This is a genomic window from Lactobacillus apis (genome assembly GCF_002837055.1).
GTDB classification, from domain to species: Bacteria; Bacillota; Bacilli; order Lactobacillales; family Lactobacillaceae; genus Lactobacillus; species Lactobacillus apis.
In genome coordinates this window covers 290,186-307,927 of sequence record NZ_PDKP01000001.1, presented here as the reverse complement: position 1 = coordinate 307,927, position 17,742 = coordinate 290,186, and the positions used below count along the sequence as shown (strand labels likewise).

Here is a 17,742-nt window from a genome sequence, read left to right as displayed (position 1 = left end):
TTTTCTCTTAATTATTTCAAAGCATTTGCACCACTGACAATTTCGGTAATTTCAGTAGTGATCTCAGCTTGTCTTGCACGGTTTAATTTTGTAGTTAAACTTGAAACCAAGTCATTTACGTTATCGGTTGCACTCTGCATTGCTGTCATTGAACTAGCATGTTCTGCAGTTTTTGCATCCAGAATTGCCCCATAAATAGTTGAACGGGCATATTGAGGAATTAGTGTAGTCAACACAGTATTAATGTCTGGCTCAATATCATATTCTAAATCTCGGTGTTCTTTTGCTTCTTTAAGGCCGATATCGATATCAACAATAGGAAGCATTTTTTCAACACGAAATGCTGATGATAAAGAGTTTATGTGGTGCGTATAACAAACGTATAGCTCATCATAAACTCCGTTTAAGTACATTTTGATTGCAGTTGAAACAATTGGTAAAACTTCATCAAAAGTTGGCACATCAGAAATTGCAGCATTTTCATAAACAACATTCAAGTTGTTTTTCTTGAAAAATTCAGCTCCTACAGAGCCAACAGCAAGAATTTTAATATCTTTATTTTCTGCTTTTGCATCTTCAGCTAAGCCCATCATATTTTTAATGACGGCACTATTATATGATCCAACAAGTCCTCGATCACCTGTAATTACAAGATAACCAGTAGACTTTACTTCTTTACGAGCTTGAACCATGTCTGAAATGACACCTAGGCCAAAAACATTTTCATAGTCAATCTTACTGATGCTGTCTTCATCGATTGCAACATTTTCTTTGTGCAAGTGGCTAACCACTTGTGCACTCATCAAACGGGAAAGAGTTTGTCGAACATGGTCATTATATACCGTATATCCTTCATCTCTTTTTTCTGTTTGATTTAGTTTTGACGCAGAAACCATTCTCATTGCTTCTGTGATTTTACCAGTTTGCTTAACTGAAGCAATTTTCTTCTTCAACTCAAGTAAAGATGCAGGCATACGCTACCTCCTATTTATTACTTGGTGAAAAACTATCTGCAAATTTAGAAATTGCAGTCTTTAACTCACTTTCATCCGGCAGTTCACCTGTCTCACGGATGTGATCCAATAAGTCTGAATGTTGACTATCAAAGTTATCATACAATTCTTTTTCAAATCGGCCGATATCTTCAACAGGAACAGAATCCAAATAGCCATGAGTTAGTGAGTATAGTAAGACAACTTGCTTTTCAACTGGAATTGGGTCATGTAATGGTTGTTTTAAAACTTCAACAACTCTACGACCACGATTTAATTTAGCCTGGGTTGCCTGATCCAAATCACTGCCAAATTGAGCGAAACTCTCTAATTCATGATAAGCTGCCAAATCAGTACGTAACGTACCAGCAACTTTTTTCATTGCTTTTATCTGAGCGCTACCACCAACACGGGAAACAGAATTACCAGCGTCAATAGCTGGACGAGTTCCTGCAAAGAACAAATCACTTTGCAAGAAAATCTGACCATCCGTAATCGAAATTACGTTGGTTGGAATATACGCTGAAATATCTCCCGCTTCAGTTTGGATAAACGGAATGGCAGTCATTGAACCTCCACCAAGTTCATCACTCAACTTCGCACTACGCTCCAACAGACGGGAATGCAGGTAGAAAACGTCACCAGGATAAGCTTCACGACCAGGCGGACGACGAAGGAGCAAAGAGAGTTCACGATAAGCAACGGCTTGTTTGGATAGGTCATCAAAAATGACTAAAACATCCTTACCGTTGTACATAAATTCTTCACCCATTGCCGTACCAGCATATGGTGCTATATAAAGCATTGGGGCCGGTTCACTTGGTCCAGCTTCGACAACAATTGTATAATCCATTGCGCCAAAGCGTTTCAAAGTTTCTACTTGCGTTCTAACAGTTGACTCCTTTTGACCAATAAAGACGTAAATACAAATTACATCTTGTCCTTTTTGATTCAAAATAGTGTCAACAGCCAAGCTTGTTTTACCAGTTTTACGGTCACCAATGATTAATTCACGCTGACCTCGACCAATTGGAACCAATGCATCAATTGCTTTAATACCAGTTTGAAGTGGTTGATTAACTGATTGTCGTTGCATAACTCCAGGTGCAGCATCTTCAATTGGACGAGTCTTAGTGGTTTTAATTTCACCAAGTCCGTCAACTGGCTGACCCAGAGGGTTAACTACACGACCAATCAGTTCTTCGCCAACTGGCACACGCATGATTTCACCGGTTCTTTTTACTTGGTCACCTTCGCGAATATCATCAAAGTTACCCAAGATAATGATACCAACATCATTTGACTCAAGGTTTTGAGCAATACCATACGAACCGTTGTCAAATTCCAACAATTCATTAGATAGAACATTGTCCAATCCGTGAGCCCGGGCGATACCATCACCTATGTAAGTTACAACCCCAACCTCATTAATGTCGAGTTTGTCATCATAGTGTTCAAGCTGTTGCTTGATTAAAGAGCTAATTTCTTCTGCTTTAATGCTCAATGGTTTCACCTCTTTTAATTTTTACTAATTAACTGCGCACGAATCTTTTTCAGTTTGTTCTTTACTGAACCGTCAATAACGCAATCGCCAACTTTTAGAATTACACCGCCGATTATCTCTGGATCTACTTTGTTTTCTAGGGTAACACTAGCTAAACCAAATTTTTTAGCATAACTATCCCCTAGAGCACTTAATTGATCTTCATCAAGTTTAACCGCAGTTATTGCAGTTCCAACCATTATTTTTTTGCTGTCATTATACAATTTATTAAAGAAATCGATAATATCAACAAGTTCAAGAAAATGATTATAATCTAGCAGCAAATTTAAAAAAGTTTGAACTTCTGTACTGAAGCCCTGTTCAATTGCTGACAACGATTTTTTCTTTTCATCACTGTTTAAAATTGGATCACTAAAAACACTAAGGATCTGCGGATTTGTACAAACGGCTTTTCTTAATTCACATAATTCTTCTTTAACAGTATCCAAAGCGTTCATGTCTTGCGCATAATTAAATAGCGCAGTTCCATAACGTGCAACAATTTCTTCTCTACTTAAGGCCATTATTTATTCAGCCCCTTAATAAACTGATCAACCAAATCTTTTTGATCGTCAGCAGATAAGTTTTTAGCAATTACCTTTTCAGCAATTGTAACCGATATATCAGCTACCTGCGCACGTGCTTCATCTAATGCATCTGCTTTGGCTTGTGCAGCATCTGCTTTCGCCTTTTCATGAATCGAAGCAGCGTCATCGTTAGCCTCAGCTACGATTTGACTACTTGTCTTCTGCGCATTAGCTTTTGCATCAGAGAGAATTTGTGTTGCTTCTTGTCTTGAATTTTTCAAGGCAGCTTCACGTTCATTAGCCAAAACTTCGGCTTTTTTGCGGTTGTCTGCAGCTGAATCTAAATCGCTAATTACTTTTTGCCGTCTTTTTTCCATCATTTCGGAAACTGGTCCCCAAGCATAGTGCTTAACCAAGACAAGCAAAATTGCAAAAACAATCAAATACCAAATGGTATTACCAATGTAAATATGACCTGATGAGGCTGCAAATAAAGTTTGAAATGTCATTTACTGCCCTTCTCTCTTTTCAACTTAATTACTTTTAAAAATTAAAGGAAGAGAATCAGAAAAGCAACAACAATTGCCAAAATTGGAACGGCTTCAATCAAACCAACACCGATGAACATTGTTGATCTCAAGTTACCTGCACTTTCAGGTTGACGAGCCATACTTTCGACAGTCTTAGTAATAACTTTACCGTTACCCCAAGAAGCAGCTAATGCTGCAATACCAGCGACCAAAGCTGCAGAAATATATTTAAATGCTTGTGACATATTTAAACCTCCGAAAAATTATTCTTTTGTAACTTTCTTACCAACATAAACCATTGATAAGGTTACGAAAACATATGCCTGGATAGAGCCAATGAAGACAGAGAAACCTTGCCAAACCATCGCAAGTGGGGCAGCTAAAACCATAGTTGTAATACCAAAGCTAGGAGCTAAACTATTTCCAATCAATGTCAATAGCACTTCCCCAGCATAAATATTGCCGTATAAACGTAAAGACAAAGTCAAAAAGTTAGTTATTTCCTCAATCATATTGATTGGGAACAAAAAGCTAACTGGCTCTGCATAATTGCGCCAATAGCCACCTACGCCAAATTTTTGCATTCCAAATGTGAATGATAGAAGCAAGGTCATCATTGCAAACGACATCGTCGTTACTGGATCAGCTGTTGGTGACTTAACAAACATATTGTCACCAACTTTGACTTCTAAGAAGAGTCCCAATTGATTCATGCAAAAGATAAATAGGAACAAAACAAAAGCATAAAGTGATAGATGCTTACGCGCATCAGGATCGCTGACATTATCTTTAACAATGCCATCAGTGAAATCCAATAAGTATTCAATCACATTTTGCTTCTTGTTCGGTCTCAATTCAACTTTGCGCGAGAGCCAAATGCAGACGAATAAAACCACTGCAGCCATTAAAGTTGAGCCAATCATCCCAGCGAGATCAAAGTTTAAACCCAAAAATTTAAAAACAAATGATTTCTCCATTACTTCGTGACCTCCCTTCTTGTGCCCAGTTTATCGAACACTCCTACAATATTAACACCAAACAAACCTTTTGTGAAAAATTGTAAGCGAATTCCGTATACTATTTGTAAAAATTTCGCTATTTAGTGCCAAACAAGCGGTCACCGGCATCACCAAGACCTGGGGTGATGTAGCCATTTGGTAATAACTTCTCATCTTCTGCTGCGGCATAAATGTCTACATCAGGATTTTCTTCCTGAATAGCTTTTACGCCTTCAGGTGCAGCAACTAAAACGGCAAGTTTAATGTCCTTAACACCACGTTTTTTCAAGGCGCCAATAGCCATATTAGCTGAGCCACCAGTGGCAAGCATTGGGTCAACTACTAAACACTCACGATCTGCTACATCCTTAGGCATCTTGCAGAAGTACTCGTGGGGTTCTAATGTTTCTTCATCACGGTACATCCCAATGACACCAACTTTAGCTGAAGGAATCATTTCCATCACACCATTGAGCATACCAATACCTGCACGCAAAATAGGAACAATCGTCATCTTTTTACCAGCTATTTCCTTTTGCGTTGTTTTGCCCATTGGTGTTTCAATTTCAACATCCTTTAATGGTAAATCCCTAGTAATTTCATATGTCATCAATCCGCCAATCTCACCAACGATTTGACGAAACTCATTGGAGCTTGTCTCCTTACGTCTAATGATTGTTAACTTGTGTTGAATCAACGGATGATCTAACACTGTAAATTTACCCATTCTTTTCCTCCTATAAAACAAATATACTTTCTCGCTTATTTTAATCAAAAAAGCAGAGGGTTTAAAGCCCTTTGCTTTATTTTTTTACTTTACATGAAAATGGTTCTCAGCCGCAGCTTTATTTAAACGATTCATATATGCCAAGGTGGCCTCGCTGCCACTAAAACCTTGAACATAAATTTGATCAATTGACTGCTTATCATCAAAATAGCGCAATGCACCAAATAAGTTATGATCGGCATCTACCAGATTTTTACCCAAACTATACTTATTTTGCTCTGGTACATTCAACCCAACTAAAACAGAATCTAAAGCTGCTACGCCAGTATGCTCATTAAACTCAATTTTTGCAAAATCACTCGTGTCATCAACAATTATTACTGGTTCACTTGGAGCATAATGACGATACTTCATCCCCGGAGCCTTTGGTATATCTTGATCTTTCACTTGTCCACTGTTAATCAAGACCTTTTCACCAAGTACTTCGCTTAGCTCTTGTGGCGTAATTTCACCAGGCCGTAAGACAACCGGCGTTTCGACGGACAAATCAATAATAGTTGATTCCAAACCTACTCTTGTTGGCCCACCATCGATTATGCCCGAAATTTTACCATTTAAATCATGATAAACGTGCTGTGCAGTGGTTGGACTTGGTTTAGTAGAAGTATTCGCAGAAGGCCCAACTATTGGATAGCCTAGTTTAGAAATTAAATCGTGCGTCAACTTATCATCAGGACAACGAAACGCTACAGTATCTAAACCACCAGTAACAGCTTTTGGCAAAGCATTAGGTTTAACAAAAAGCAAAATAGTCAGCGGACCCGGCCAAAAATGCTTCATTAATTTTTGCGCACGTTCAGGAATTTCTTTGGCATAATCCGAAACCATTGCTTCATCTGAAACAGTTACAATTAACGGATTATCACTAGGTCTTCCCTTAGCAGCATAAACACCCTTCACAGCTTTTTCATTAGTTGCGATAGCGCCAAGACCATAAACTGTTTCGGTCGGAAAAGCCACTAATTCACCAGCTCCTAAAAGTTTAACGGCTTCGTCAATTTGGTCTTGCTGAAAAATTTTCGTTTCCATTACTTATTCCACTTCCCAGATACCATTCGTGGTTTACTTGCCATATCATCCTTAAATTCAATTGTAAAATCAGGTAATTCTTTCGCAAACAGTTCTTGTAATTGCTGTTTTTCGCTAAAACCAAATTCTAAAAAGAACTCTCCACCAGGATTCAAGTGTTCACGTACCTGCTTGGCAAATTTTTGATAAAATGTAATACCACTTTTACCACCAAATAATGCTTCTTTAGGTTCATTTTGTAAAACATTCTGATCCATCACATTTTTTTCGGATTCTTTGATATATGGTGGATTAGAAATTATCTTATCGAACTTTTCTAATCCAATTAAAACGTTAGCTTTGCGCACAGTGACATCTAAATCATAGACTAAAAAGTTTTCTTCCGCTGTTCTTAAAGCAGCGTCTGTCACATCAGAAGCAAACAAATTCAAATCTGTGATTCCTTTTTTAGCTGCTTCTTTTGCTAAAGCAGCAGTAATACAGCCTGAACCAGTACCTAAATCAAGTACGGTCTCACCGCTTTTTAATTCTTCAAGCGTCCAAGCAACTAGTTCTTCAGTTTCAAAACGCGGAATTAAAACACCTTGTTCAACTAATATCTTGTAACCATAAAACCAGGAATAACCCAAAATGTATTGAGGTGAAATTCCTTTAGCAAGTTTTTTGACATCTTTTTCGGCTTGCTTAATTTGAGCGTCGCTTAGCGCCATTTCTTGTTTTAACTCAAATTCGCTTGGACTTAGTCCAAGTCTTTCAGCTAAAAGAAAATCAACGTCTTCTTGACGCTGATCAGCAGCCGTTTCGGTTGCCCAAATACTTAAGTCCTTCAAAGTAGCAATTTTAGCCATTTTGATCAGCCAACTCCTCTAATTGCTTAGTTTGGTTATATAAAATCAATGCATCAATGACTTCGTCCAACTCACCATTCATAATTCGATCTAACTTGTTGAGTGTTAAACCAATTCGGTGGTCAGTTACACGGTTTTGCGGATAGTTATAGGTTCTAATTCTTTCAGAACGATCCCCCGTACCAACCGCATTTTTCCTCTTTTCGTCATATTGATCACGATTTTCACTTTCATAGTAATCATAAACACGTGAGGTTAAAATTTGCATTGCTTTTTCCCGGTTTTGTTGCTGACTACGTTGATCCTGCATTGCCACCACAATTCCAGTAGGCAAGTGGGTCATTCTAACAGCACTTGAAGTCTTGTTAATGTGCTGACCACCAGCACCACTAGCACGGTAAACATCAACTCTGATATCTTTTGGATCAAGCTCAAAATCGACTTGCTCATACTCTGGCATTACAGCAACAGTTGCAGTTGAAGTATGTACTCGTCCTTGAGATTCAGTTACAGGAATACGCTGTACACGGTGCGCACCATTTTCATACTTTAATTTAGAGTAAACTTTGTCACCTGTAATCATAATTGCAACACGCTTATAGCCACCAACTTCAGTAGGTTCACTATCAACAATGGAGACCTGCCAATTTTGCCGTTCAGCATACTTTTCATACATTCTGAGTAAGTCACCAGCAAAAAGTGATGCTTCATCACCACCAGCAGCACCTCTGATTTCCATAATGATATCTTTATCATCGTTAGGATCTTTAGGAAGCATTAAAATTTTGATTTCATCCTCCAAATCAACTATTTCCTGCTCCAGACTACTGTTTTCTTCTTTAGCCATATCAACTAAATCAGAGTCACTTTCACTTGAAATAATTTCGTTATTATCTTTTATTTCTTTTTTATCTGCTTTGTATTTTTGATATTTTTCTACAACATCATGTAAGTCAGATGCTTCTTTGGAAATTTCCATATACCGTTTGGTATCGTTGATAACCTCTGGATCTGCCATCATTTCTTGCAATTCATCATAATGAGCCACAAGTCCTTCAAGCTGTGCCATAATTTTATCCATATTTTATCAGTCCCTCTCTATCTTTGTTCATTTGGGTGAAAATAATGAAAACGACAAACCGGATAGTAACTTTCATCACCACCAATTTGGACCTGCTCACCTTCATAAACTGGTTTCCCTTCGTGAATACGCAAGTTCATTGTAGCCTTACGTCCACAATAGTGGCAAATGGTTTTTATTTCGTTGATTTTATCAGCAACAATCAACAGATTTTTTGACCCTTCAAATAGGTTATTCTGAAAATCATTTTTTAATCCAAAAGCCATTACTGGAATGCTTAATTCGTCAACAATTCTAGCACACTCAAAAACATGGTGCCGTTCCAAAAACTGTGCTTCATCAACAAAAACGCACGCAATTGGACCATCACCAAGCTTTTTTTCCTGATCATTGATTTTTTCGATATAAGCAAAAATATCCATGTCATGCTCAATTGGAATAGCCTTGCGATGAAGACCTATTCGTGAAGCAACAGTTCCTACCCCACTCCGATTATCTACGCCACTTGTCATCAGCACAATTTTTCGACCCTGAGCCTCATAGTTATGTGCGTCTTTCAGAATTTCAAGCGTTTTGCCACTACTCATTGTGCCGTAGTGAAAAAATAATTGTGCCATTTTTGCTCCTTTGTATAATTATATCCACCTGACTTTATCTAGTATAGATGAAAATCAAAATAAGTGCAGTTAAAATAGTAGTTAAAAACTCGTTTTCGTTTGCGTGCTATGCTATAGTTGTTACAGATTTTAAAGCGAGGGATAAACATGAATCTAAAATCTGATGTTGCCAAATTTGCCGGAAAATCAAGTTACTGGTTTCTTCACAATGTACTAAAAGGTGGAACTAGCTTCCCAGGAAAAATTGCAATGAAACTTGATCCAGATATTTTGAACACACTTGCTCAAAATTACGAAACAGTTATTGTAACCGGGACAAATGGTAAAACTATGACTACTGCATTGATAGTTGAAGCCTTACGAGAAAAATACGGCGAAGTTTTGACCAATCCGTCTGGTTCTAACATGCAACAAGGAATTGTTACTGCTTTTTTAGCTAATAAAAAGAGCAAAGCTAAGCGCCCCATTGCTGTTTTAGAAGTTGATGAAGCCAATGTCAAAATGGTTACTAAACTAGTTAAGCCGAGTGTTTTTGTTTTAACTAATATCTTTCGTGATCAAATGGATCGCTACGGCGAAATTTATACTACCTATAATAAAATTATTGAAGGTATTAAGTTAGCTCCTGATGCAACCGTCATTGCTAACGGTGATGCTAGTATTTTTTCATCAGTTGATCTGCCAAATCCCAAAATTTTTTACGGCTTCAAACTTCCAAGTGACCATTCACAAAATGATGTTAAAGCTCCGGTTAATACCGATGGTGTCCTTTGCCCTGAATGCGACCATATATTGCATTACCATGACCGAATTTATGCTAACTTAGGCGACTTCTTCTGCCCCAACTGTGGCTATCGCCGTCCGGAGTTAACATATTCAGTCAGCGAGATTATCGATCAGGATCCAAATCATCTTAGCTTTCGAATGGGAACCAAAGATTATCACATCAATATTGGTGGAACATATAACATTTACAATGCCTTAGCAGCCTATTCTGTCGCACGTCATTTTGATCTTGACGATGAAGAAATTGCTAATGCCTTTGCCAAAAACAAACGCGTTTTTGGTCGCCAAGAGTTAATTCAATACGCTGATAAGGACATTGATCTCATTTTGGTTAAAAATCCAGTTGGTCTAGACGAAGTTTTGCATATGCTTAACACCGAAAAGGATGACTATTCTCTAGTTACACTACTTAATGCTAATCATGCTGATGGAATTGATACTTCATGGATTTGGGATGGTCAGTTTGAAGATTTGAATCACGAGCAAATTAAACAAATTCTAGTTGGTGGACAGCGTTGGCATGACATGGGATTTCGCTTAGAAGTTGCTGGCTTTTCACCAGAACAAATGACTACCTGTCCGGATAACGAAGCAGTAATTGAAGAAATTGCCAAGCTTCCAACTAAAAAGGTTTACATTTTATCTACCTACACTGCCCTTCTTTCACTCCGCAAGACAATGGCAGAGAAAAAGATAATTAAGGCTGGCATGTAATTGACATAATTAACAGCTAAAAACTATTTTTGTAAAGTTTTTAAAGATAGCGCTTGCAAAAAGATGATTTTTTTGTTAACTTTAAAAGAGTTAATGATAGCGCATGTTACTGGTAATGCAGGCAAGACTACATTGATAACTAACATTTTGCTTTTTTAAGTATTAGTTATTTTTGTCGTCCTGTCTGCATTTTTTGATGGGTACAAGAATGAATAAAATTAAAAAGATACTAAATGTTAATGTTGTAATTATTGATCACGATGGAAATGAATATATTGCTTTTGGTAAAGGGATTGGCTACCACGCCAAAGTTGGCAGCGAAGTGCCTGAGGAAAAAATTAGTCGGAAGTACATTCCGGTTGATGATAACAAACAAAACGAGCTCGTTCAGTCACTACAAAAAATCCCAGCCAAGATCATTGAAACAACAACTGAAATAGTTGAATATGCAGAGCGAAGTCTGCACGAAAAGCTCGATGCAAGTATTTATTATGCTTTGTCTGACCATTTATATTTTGCAATTCAACGTTTGCAAAATAACTTATCATTAGGCAACCGTATATACTTGGAAATGAAAACTTATTATCAGCCTGAGTTCAAAGTAGGATTACATGCACTTGATATTATCGAAGACAATTTAGGCGTAAAGTTACCTCAAGAAGAAGCTGCTAACATTGCTTTTCACATTATTAATGCTTCCAGTAATCAGGAAAGCAGCAATGTGCTTGAAGTTTCTCGACTAATTGATAATATCTTGCAAACTCTGCGTGTTCTTTGCCACGGTAACCTGGCAACTGAAGGCTTAAATTACGAGCGCTTCGTTACTCATATTAAGTTTTTTGCTGAAAGATATATCAGTAATCAGATGCTTTCAAATGATCCAGAATTACTAGAACAAGTGATGAATCTTTATCCTGAGGCTAGTAAAATTGCCATGAAGCTTAAGCAAACAATTGAAATTATTTATAGTAAGCCTATTACTAAGGAAGAGCTTGCTTATTTAATTATTCATATTCACCGTGTGACCATGTATTGAAAGGAAAAGAACAAATGAGAAGTAACAAAGAAGTTACCGATATGATCGTCAAAAATGTTGGCGGTCCCGATAACATTTCTAGCTTTTATCATTGTGCGACGCGAATTCGCTTCACATTAAAGGATAAAAGTAAATTTAATGCTGAATTTTTGAAGCAGCAACCGGAAATCTTGGGGGCGGTTCAAGCTGGTGAAGAATCGCAAGTTATCATCGGCGCAAAAGTTGGTGAGTACTTTAAACAGATTCAAAACGATTATCATATTTCTAGTGATAATCCATCTGAGCCATCTCCAGATAAAGAAAAGGTTGGCTTTTTCAGAAACCTGGTTAATATTTTAGTTACAATTATGGCACCAATCATTACGCCATTAATTGCCGGCGGTATGTTTAAAGTGGTTATTTCACTTTTAACTACTTTTAATCTAATCTCAGTCAAGTCCCAGAACTACGCTATTTTGAGCTTTATGGCTGATGCTGTCTTTTACTTCCTGCCAATGATGCTGGCAGTTAGTGCTGCAGAACACTTTAAGACAAATAAATTTTTGTCAATTGCTATTGCTGGTGTGCTTTTACATCCCAATTGGGCAGCGTTAGTCGCTGCAGGCAAACCAGTAACTCTGTTTGGAGCACCAATAACTTTAGCTACATACAGCAGCACTGTTATTCCAATCATTTTATGTGTTTGGATTCAATCCTACGTTGAAAAATTTGCTGAAAAAGTCTCCCCTAACGTCATTAAAACAATGCTTAAACCACTTTTGATTTTTATCATCATGGCTCCCCTTGCTTTAATTGTTATTGGACCAATTGGCTCATGGTTAGGTGACTTATTAGCATTACTAATCAATAGTTTAAACAAATACGCGCCTTGGCTAGTTCCAACTTTAATGGGTGCTTTCTCACCTCTTCTAGTTATGGTAGGTATGCACGTAGCACTAGTGCCAATAGCATCTTTAGGTATTGCTAGTCCTGCAAGAAGTGAGAATATTCTTGGACCTGGTATGCTAGCCTCGAATATCGCTCAAGCTGGCTGTTCATTTGCCATTGCCCTAAAAGATAAACGTTCACAAAATCGCCAATTAGCACTTTCTGCTGGTGTAACTGCCCTATCAGGAATTACTGAGCCTGCTCTTTACGGTGTTACCTTAAAGTACCAACGAGCAATTTACGCAGTTATGGCTGCCGGTGGATTGGCTGGCTTTTACGCTGGTATCACTCAAGTTGTTAGATATTCATTCGGTTCACCTGGTATCTTCACTATTGTTAACTTCATTGGTAAGCCTGGCAACTTTTTAAATGCCATTATTACTGCTATTATTGCCTTTGTTTTAGGTTTTATCTTCACCTTTTTACTCGCAAAAGTTGAAAAAACTGATTCAAGTGCGTCAAAAACATCAGATACATTAAATTCATCTAATACTGAAAATTACGCTGAATTTGAAGCTGTTAACGCTCCAGTTGATGGTAAAGTTATTCCTCTAGATCAAGTTAACGATGAAGTGTTCGCAAGTGGATCGCTTGGTTCAGGTCGCGGGATTGACCCTGAAACTGATCTAATTGTTTCTCCTCTAGCCGGTAAAGTTACTATGACCTATCAAACTGGTCACGCAATTGGAATCACATCAGATAATGGTAATGAATATCTGATTCATATTGGAATTAACACAGTTAACTTAAAGGGCGAAGGTTTCGACGTTCAAGTTAAAGAGCAACAAGAAGTAAAACAGGGAGATCCTTTGGTTCAAGTTGACTTTGCTAAAATTAAACAAGCAGGATATGATCCGACTGTTTTAATAATTGCGCTCAATAAACCAGACAACCAGTTAAACTATGACTCAGTAGATCAGGTAACTGTTGATGATCGAATCTTCAGCACTAGAATTAAAGGACAAGATGATAATGAGTAAAACTTATTCGTTTCCCAAAGACTTTTTATGGGGCGGAGCAACAGCCGCTAATCAACTTGAGGGTGCCTACAATGAAGACGGTAAAGGGTTATCCACGATGGATTTACTTACTGGTGGTGATCATCAGACACCGCGAAGAATCACACGTCAAATCGAAGACAACACCCTCTACCCTAATCATATGGCCGTTGATCACTATCATCATTACAAAGAAGATGTTAAGTTATTTGCCGAAATGGGTTTCAAAACATACCGTTTTTCAATTGCTTGGTCAAGAATTTACCCTAATGGTTTAGAAAACGAACCTAATGAAAAAGGTTTAGAGTTTTACGATAACTTAATTGCTGAATTGAAAAAATATCATATTGCGCCGTTAGTAACCATCTCACATTTTGAAAACCCCATTGGATTAACACAAGAGTTCAATGCTTGGGCCTCTCGTAAAATGATTCCCCAGTATGTTAAATTTGCTAAGACTGTAATCAAACGTTATCACAAAGATGTTAAATACTGGCTTACCTTTAATGAAATCAACATGCTTGCCAAACCGCTTGGGGCGTATATGGGTGGCGGAATGTACTTAGGTGATTCAGAGGTCTTCAATAATACTGAGGAAGACTCTACCCAACTGCGTTATCAAGCACTACATTATCAGTTCTTAGCGAGCGCCGAAATTGTTGATTGGGCACATCACTATGATTCTTCATTAAAAATGGGCTGCATGATGGCCTACCGCATGATCTATCCTCTAACCAGCCATCCTGACGATGTTCGCTATGCTCAATATATGACTGAAATTAATAATTTTTACTGTGGTGACGTACAGGTTAAGGGAAAATATCCTTACTTTGCGCAAAAGTTCTGGAATGACCACAATCTTAAGTTAGATATCACTGACGATGATTTAAAATTGTTACAAAAAGGAAAAGTTGATTTTTATACTTTTTCTTATTATCAGTCATCTACTGTCACTGTTACCCAAGACGATGCTGAAAAAGCAGCTGGTAACTTCTTTAACGGTGTTAAAAATCCATATGTTGAACGTAGTGCTTGGGGTTGGGAAATCGATCCTGTTGGCCTTCGAACAGCACTAAATCAAATATACGAACGTTATGAAATTCCACTAATGGTTGTTGAGAACGGACTGGGAGCAGCTGATCAACTAGTTGAAAAAGATGGTCAATATACTGTCGAAGATGATTATCGGATTGATTATCTTCATGATCATATTGTTGAAATGGCTAAAGCAATTGATGACGGCGTTAACTTAGTTGGCTACACCCCTTGGGGCTGTATTGATCTTGTATCAGCAAGTACAGGTGAAATGACTAAACGCTATGGCTTTATCTATGTTGATAAAAATGATGATGGTAGTGGAACTTATAACAGATACAAAAAGAAATCATTTAATTGGTACAAAAATGTTGTTGCAAGCAATGCAATAGACGATTAACAACACAAAATAAAAGAGCTTCATAATAGTTAGGCTTCAATCTGGCTATTTGGAGCTCTTTTTTTATGAGCAAATATGCTAATATTTTGTGAAATCTGCTAATTCAAATGCAACAGAGTAATTACATTTTTGAGCAAACTAAAATACACGATTCGGTTAAATCCAAATCGTGTATTTAAATGTTATTCAGTTATACAAATATTTTGCTGCTCAACAGACTAGATACGCTTTTTAAATGCTGCAACCATTCCTAGCAATGAAACTGCAACGACAGAAATACCAGCTAATAACATCTTCAAAGAGTTAGTCTTATCAGAACCAGTTTGTGGCAAAACAGCTAGTTTAGCGGCAGGATCCTTAGTTGTTGTATTTACATTATCACTCTTGTTCTCATCTTTTTTGGTAGTATCAGTTGAAGCTGCTGGGTCCTTCTTATCTTTGCAAGGATCCTTTTGATCAGAACTTGTACCAGGCTTTTCAATTGGGTTTTGAATTTGTCCTGAATTGTCAGTTACATTGGTCTCATTTGAACCATTATCCTTAGTATAAATGTAGATTACCTCTTTAGGTGTGTCTTCAAAGTAACCTTCAGTTGGTCCTTGCCAGTCCTTTAAAGTATAACCAGAAATTGCCTTACGCATTGTTCCATAGCTTACTTGTGTATGGCCGTCAATAGTCTGATCGTCAGCAATCTTATTTCCTGCTTCATCTTGATAATGAGCAACAACTGTAGCAGTTCTTCCATCGTTAACTACTGTAGCAGCAGGATTGGCAGCATCAGCTTTAACAACATTAGTTCCATTAACACCAGCAAAAGCAAATACTGCTGCAGCTGCGGCAGTCAATAAAGCAGAGCTTTTCTTGATTTTTAAGCTTTCAATTTTCTTCATAATTACTCTCCTAATAGCGTTTTCTATTCTTTAATACAATTATAATATCACAACTTGTTCCCCATACCTAGAAATTTTCTAAGTCTAATTTAAACCGGTTAGCTCCCACTTCTTTAGTTTCCAGGTATAAAAATTTTTGCTAAAGAACAAACACCAGTATTTTATTCTAAGTTCCCAGCTTACTGCACACAATATGATTAGAATACCTCAGGTTTAGTGATGCAAAAAATAACACCTACCAAAAGTTTAAATATACATATATAATAGCTACGGTCATATATTTTTATTGTCCACAACGCCAGTGACACTAAACCTATGGCATATTTTTGAAGGGAGATCTTAATGATCAAAATAAAAAAAGTACTATCAGTTGTTGGAGTCAGCTTCTTAGCAATCGCATTAGGTGGATGCTCTTCTAATAACAAGTCGAGCAATTCTAACACACTCACTAAGACTGAACTGCAGAAAAAAGCTTTTAAAGAAAAGTATGACGAAATTAAGCTTGGAGATATTTCTAAAAAGGGTGGCGGCGGTGCTTCCATTACTGAAACCACTGAACTCTTAGGGAAACCAAAGTCCACTAAAACCACTTTAGTTAACGGACTAAAAATCAAAACAATAGGTTGGACTAAAACAAGTGCAGCACTTGTTGTTCAGTTCTATAATAAAAAGGCAATAACAAAGACCATTACTAATTTCAAGTGGGAAAAAACAGCTGGTAAATTAACTCTAAAATCATATAATAAAGTTAAAGAAAATAGCTCTTATGCCAGTCTGGTTAAAAAACATGGTCAACCCGATACATTAAACGAGAACATCGTAATGGGAAAAAAGAACAAGATTGCTTTTTATCAAACTAAAACGAAATCAAAATCCGATAACAATAGTAATCGCGTTACTTTTGTTTTTTCAGACAACAAGCTCGTTTCAAAAACAAAAGCTGAGTTGAGTAAATAGTTTTAAGTACTCTGCTCAAGCTACTTCTAAATTTATAATTTAACCTCTCTTAATTTATTCAATCAAAAGGGTCGCATTCCAACAATTTAATTGTGGACTGTGACCTTTTAATATGCTCTGATTATTTTTTTATGACAACATTGCTTAGTAGGACTTACAAAGTTGCTTTCTTTATAAAGCTGTTCACATTTACAATGTAGTATTCCTTATTCTTTATTCTAATAGGTACGCCATAAGTCTTTACCAGTCTGTTTTTCTTTAATTTTGTTTTTGTGCGGTTGCCATATCGATTATAAAGATATGCATTATGTTTCAAATTAGATTGCTTTGCATCAATTGTTTCCTGCTGCAAAATACAAACCATTTGACAGTTCATAATAGCTTCTTTCATTAACTGTTTGAAAAGTCGGCATAGAATAAAATTTGCCTGTAGATCTTAAACTTGAAATTAACTCAGAAATAAAGCACTTTGGACATGAATTTTTCCATTTATAACTATATATATATTAGAAAAGTAAAATTTTTTATTATACGGAAAAGCAGTACAATAGATTTTGTTGTTTTCTCTTAAAAAATCACAGAGCCAAGTATATTCATTAAAGTCTAAAGGACTAAAAATACTTATAATCAAGCTATCATCAGATATTTCTTTTATCTTTGCTTCAAACCAGTCGCTTTGAAAAGTATTAAGGTAGTAGCTCGTTAGTGTGTCATTTTTTTCATTCATAACTTTAGACATCAAGTTATATATTTTTTTGTTATTGGTAAAAACTACTATATTTTTATATTCAGAATAATATTCAACTTTTTCTTCGAGAAGCTGAGAATCCAACATAAACTTTAAAGTTGACTTATATATTTCTAAACCAAAATAATCTTCTAAAAACTGCTCAGTAACTAAATTTTTGTGAAGATTGTCTATCTTATTAAAGAAACTAATTATGCTTTTATTTGTAAGGTGATTTATCCCATTTTTATTTTGGACTACTGCATTATTAATATCATTATTTAAAATTAAAAACTGTGGTATTATATATGATTTCATAG

The 17,742-nt window shown here is 36.7% G+C and carries 19 protein-coding genes; 5 read left to right on the top strand and 14 right to left on the bottom strand.

Annotated features, from left to right (window positions below; genetic code table 11):
- Positions 1–11 precede the first annotated feature (11 nt).
- From CRG87_RS01535 to CRG87_RS01485, 11 genes are all read right to left on the bottom strand, one after another.
- Positions 12–974, bottom strand: coding sequence for a F0F1 ATP synthase subunit gamma (locus CRG87_RS01535; RefSeq protein ID WP_074425480.1), 963 nt, complete (start codon positions 972–974; stop codon positions 12–14).
- Positions 975–984: 10 nt separating this feature from the next.
- Positions 985–2,496: a F0F1 ATP synthase subunit alpha gene (atpA, locus tag CRG87_RS01530; protein ID WP_046306652.1), complete on the bottom strand. Its 1,512-nt coding sequence runs from the start codon at positions 2,494–2,496 to the stop codon at positions 985–987.
- A 14-nt stretch (positions 2,497–2,510) separates the two neighbouring features.
- Positions 2,511–3,059 carry an ATP synthase F1 subunit delta gene (gene atpH, locus CRG87_RS01525; protein WP_074425481.1) on the bottom strand — a complete coding sequence of 183 codons (549 nt, stop codon included), beginning with the start codon at positions 3,057–3,059 and terminating at the stop codon, positions 2,511–2,513.
- Complete coding sequence (atpF, locus tag CRG87_RS01520; RefSeq protein ID WP_046306647.1) at positions 3,059–3,571, bottom strand: F0F1 ATP synthase subunit B; 513 nt, start codon at positions 3,569–3,571, stop codon at positions 3,059–3,061. Before atpF ends, atpH begins: the two co-directional genes overlap by 1 nt.
- A gap of 41 nt (positions 3,572–3,612) precedes the next feature.
- The gene (gene atpE, locus CRG87_RS01515) at positions 3,613–3,837 is read right to left on the bottom strand and encodes a F0F1 ATP synthase subunit C (protein WP_074425482.1); all 225 of its coding nucleotides are present in this window, start codon (positions 3,835–3,837) and stop codon (positions 3,613–3,615) included.
- 18 nt (positions 3,838–3,855) lie between these two features.
- Complete coding sequence (gene atpB / locus CRG87_RS01510) at positions 3,856–4,569, bottom strand: F0F1 ATP synthase subunit A (RefSeq protein WP_074425483.1); 714 nt, start codon at positions 4,567–4,569, stop codon at positions 3,856–3,858.
- A 118-nt stretch (positions 4,570–4,687) separates the two neighbouring features.
- Entirely contained in the window at positions 4,688–5,317 is a 630-nt protein-coding gene (gene upp / locus CRG87_RS01505; RefSeq protein WP_046306643.1) for a uracil phosphoribosyltransferase, read from the bottom strand.
- An 84-nt stretch (positions 5,318–5,401) separates the two neighbouring features.
- Positions 5,402–6,406, bottom strand: coding sequence for an L-threonylcarbamoyladenylate synthase (locus CRG87_RS01500; protein ID WP_074425484.1), 1,005 nt, complete (start codon positions 6,404–6,406; stop codon positions 5,402–5,404).
- A complete protein-coding gene (gene prmC / locus CRG87_RS01495) occupies positions 6,406–7,254 on the bottom strand; it encodes a peptide chain release factor N(5)-glutamine methyltransferase (protein ID WP_074425485.1) in 849 nt (282 codons plus the stop codon). The genes CRG87_RS01500 and prmC overlap by 1 nt, the downstream gene beginning before the upstream one ends.
- Positions 7,247–8,335 carry a peptide chain release factor 1 gene (gene prfA, locus CRG87_RS01490; RefSeq protein ID WP_046306637.1) on the bottom strand — a complete coding sequence of 363 codons (1,089 nt, stop codon included), beginning with the start codon at positions 8,333–8,335 and terminating at the stop codon, positions 7,247–7,249. Before prfA ends, prmC begins: the two co-directional genes overlap by 8 nt.
- A 17-nt stretch (positions 8,336–8,352) precedes the next feature.
- Positions 8,353–8,952: a thymidine kinase gene (locus CRG87_RS01485; protein WP_046306636.1), complete on the bottom strand. Its 600-nt coding sequence runs from the start codon at positions 8,950–8,952 to the stop codon at positions 8,353–8,355.
- A 147-nt stretch (positions 8,953–9,099) separates the two neighbouring features.
- Between CRG87_RS01485 and CRG87_RS01480 the strand changes: the two genes are divergently transcribed.
- The 4 genes from CRG87_RS01480 (at position 9,100) to CRG87_RS01465 (ending at position 14,848) form a co-directional block, all read left to right on the top strand.
- A complete protein-coding gene (locus tag CRG87_RS01480) occupies positions 9,100–10,452 on the top strand; it encodes a Mur ligase family protein (protein WP_074425486.1) in 1,353 nt (450 codons plus the stop codon).
- 208 nt (positions 10,453–10,660) lie between these two features.
- Positions 10,661–11,488, top strand: coding sequence for a PRD domain-containing protein (locus tag CRG87_RS01475; RefSeq protein ID WP_074425487.1), 828 nt, complete (start codon positions 10,661–10,663; stop codon positions 11,486–11,488).
- A 14-nt stretch (positions 11,489–11,502) separates the two neighbouring features.
- The gene (locus CRG87_RS01470) at positions 11,503–13,395 is read left to right on the top strand and encodes a beta-glucoside-specific PTS transporter subunit IIABC (protein ID WP_074425488.1); all 1,893 of its coding nucleotides are present in this window, start codon (positions 11,503–11,505) and stop codon (positions 13,393–13,395) included.
- On the top strand, positions 13,388–14,848 hold the full coding sequence (locus CRG87_RS01465; RefSeq protein ID WP_101138671.1) for a glycoside hydrolase family 1 protein: 1,461 nt from the start codon (positions 13,388–13,390) through the stop codon (positions 14,846–14,848). The genes CRG87_RS01470 and CRG87_RS01465 overlap by 8 nt, the downstream gene beginning before the upstream one ends.
- Before the next feature lie 218 nt (positions 14,849–15,066).
- On the opposite strand, the gene CRG87_RS01460 is transcribed toward CRG87_RS01465, so the two are convergent.
- Complete coding sequence (locus CRG87_RS01460; protein ID WP_074425490.1) at positions 15,067–15,738, bottom strand: MucBP domain-containing protein; 672 nt, start codon at positions 15,736–15,738, stop codon at positions 15,067–15,069.
- A gap of 342 nt (positions 15,739–16,080) precedes the next feature.
- Between CRG87_RS01460 and CRG87_RS01455 the strand changes: the two genes are divergently transcribed.
- Complete coding sequence (locus CRG87_RS01455; protein WP_074425491.1) at positions 16,081–16,695, top strand: DUF3862 domain-containing protein; 615 nt, start codon at positions 16,081–16,083, stop codon at positions 16,693–16,695.
- A 154-nt stretch (positions 16,696–16,849) separates the two neighbouring features.
- On the opposite strand, the gene CRG87_RS01450 is transcribed toward CRG87_RS01455, so the two are convergent.
- Positions 16,850–17,086: an SLAP domain-containing protein gene (locus CRG87_RS01450; RefSeq protein ID WP_083213184.1), complete on the bottom strand. Its 237-nt coding sequence runs from the start codon at positions 17,084–17,086 to the stop codon at positions 16,850–16,852.
- Positions 17,087–17,143: 57 nt separating this feature from the next.
- Complete coding sequence (locus CRG87_RS01445; protein WP_074425493.1) at positions 17,144–17,740, bottom strand: McbB family protein; 597 nt, start codon at positions 17,738–17,740, stop codon at positions 17,144–17,146.
- Positions 17,741–17,742 lie beyond the last annotated feature (2 nt).

What these genes read in the sequence shown, in the direction of transcription:
- CRG87_RS01535 (WP_074425480.1), bottom strand. Translation starts at nt 974, where the DNA reads ATGCCTGCATCTTTACTTGAGTTGAAGAAGAAAATTGCTTCAGTTAAG.
- atpH (WP_074425481.1), bottom strand. Translation starts at nt 3,059, where the DNA reads ATGGCCTTAAGTAGAGAAGAAATTGTTGCACGTTATGGAACTGCGCTA.
- atpF (WP_046306647.1), bottom strand. Translation starts at nt 3,571, where the DNA reads ATGACATTTCAAACTTTATTTGCAGCCTCATCAGGTCATATTTACATT.
- atpE (WP_074425482.1), bottom strand. Translation starts at nt 3,837, where the DNA reads ATGTCACAAGCATTTAAATATATTTCTGCAGCTTTGGTCGCTGGTATT.
- atpB (WP_074425483.1), bottom strand. Translation starts at nt 4,569, where the DNA reads ATGGAGAAATCATTTGTTTTTAAATTTTTGGGTTTAAACTTTGATCTC.
- upp (WP_046306643.1), bottom strand. Translation starts at nt 5,317, where the DNA reads ATGGGTAAATTTACAGTGTTAGATCATCCGTTGATTCAACACAAGTTA.
- CRG87_RS01500 (WP_074425484.1), bottom strand. Translation starts at nt 6,406, where the DNA reads ATGGAAACGAAAATTTTTCAGCAAGACCAAATTGACGAAGCCGTTAAA.
- prmC (WP_074425485.1), bottom strand. Translation starts at nt 7,254, where the DNA reads ATGGCTAAAATTGCTACTTTGAAGGACTTAAGTATTTGGGCAACCGAA.
- prfA (WP_046306637.1), bottom strand. Translation starts at nt 8,335, where the DNA reads ATGGATAAAATTATGGCACAGCTTGAAGGACTTGTGGCTCATTATGAT.
- CRG87_RS01485 (WP_046306636.1), bottom strand. Translation starts at nt 8,952, where the DNA reads ATGGCACAATTATTTTTTCACTACGGCACAATGAGTAGTGGCAAAACG.
- CRG87_RS01480 (WP_074425486.1), top strand. Translation starts at nt 9,100, where the DNA reads ATGAATCTAAAATCTGATGTTGCCAAATTTGCCGGAAAATCAAGTTAC.
- CRG87_RS01475 (WP_074425487.1), top strand. Translation starts at nt 10,661, where the DNA reads ATGAATAAAATTAAAAAGATACTAAATGTTAATGTTGTAATTATTGAT.
- CRG87_RS01470 (WP_074425488.1), top strand. Translation starts at nt 11,503, where the DNA reads ATGAGAAGTAACAAAGAAGTTACCGATATGATCGTCAAAAATGTTGGC.
- CRG87_RS01465 (WP_101138671.1), top strand. Translation starts at nt 13,388, where the DNA reads ATGAGTAAAACTTATTCGTTTCCCAAAGACTTTTTATGGGGCGGAGCA.
- CRG87_RS01460 (WP_074425490.1), bottom strand. Translation starts at nt 15,738, where the DNA reads ATGAAGAAAATTGAAAGCTTAAAAATCAAGAAAAGCTCTGCTTTATTG.
- CRG87_RS01455 (WP_074425491.1), top strand. Translation starts at nt 16,081, where the DNA reads ATGATCAAAATAAAAAAAGTACTATCAGTTGTTGGAGTCAGCTTCTTA.
- CRG87_RS01450 (WP_083213184.1), bottom strand. Translation starts at nt 17,086, where the DNA reads ATGAAAGAAGCTATTATGAACTGTCAAATGGTTTGTATTTTGCAGCAG.
- CRG87_RS01445 (WP_074425493.1), bottom strand. Translation starts at nt 17,740, where the DNA reads ATGAAATCATATATAATACCACAGTTTTTAATTTTAAATAATGATATT.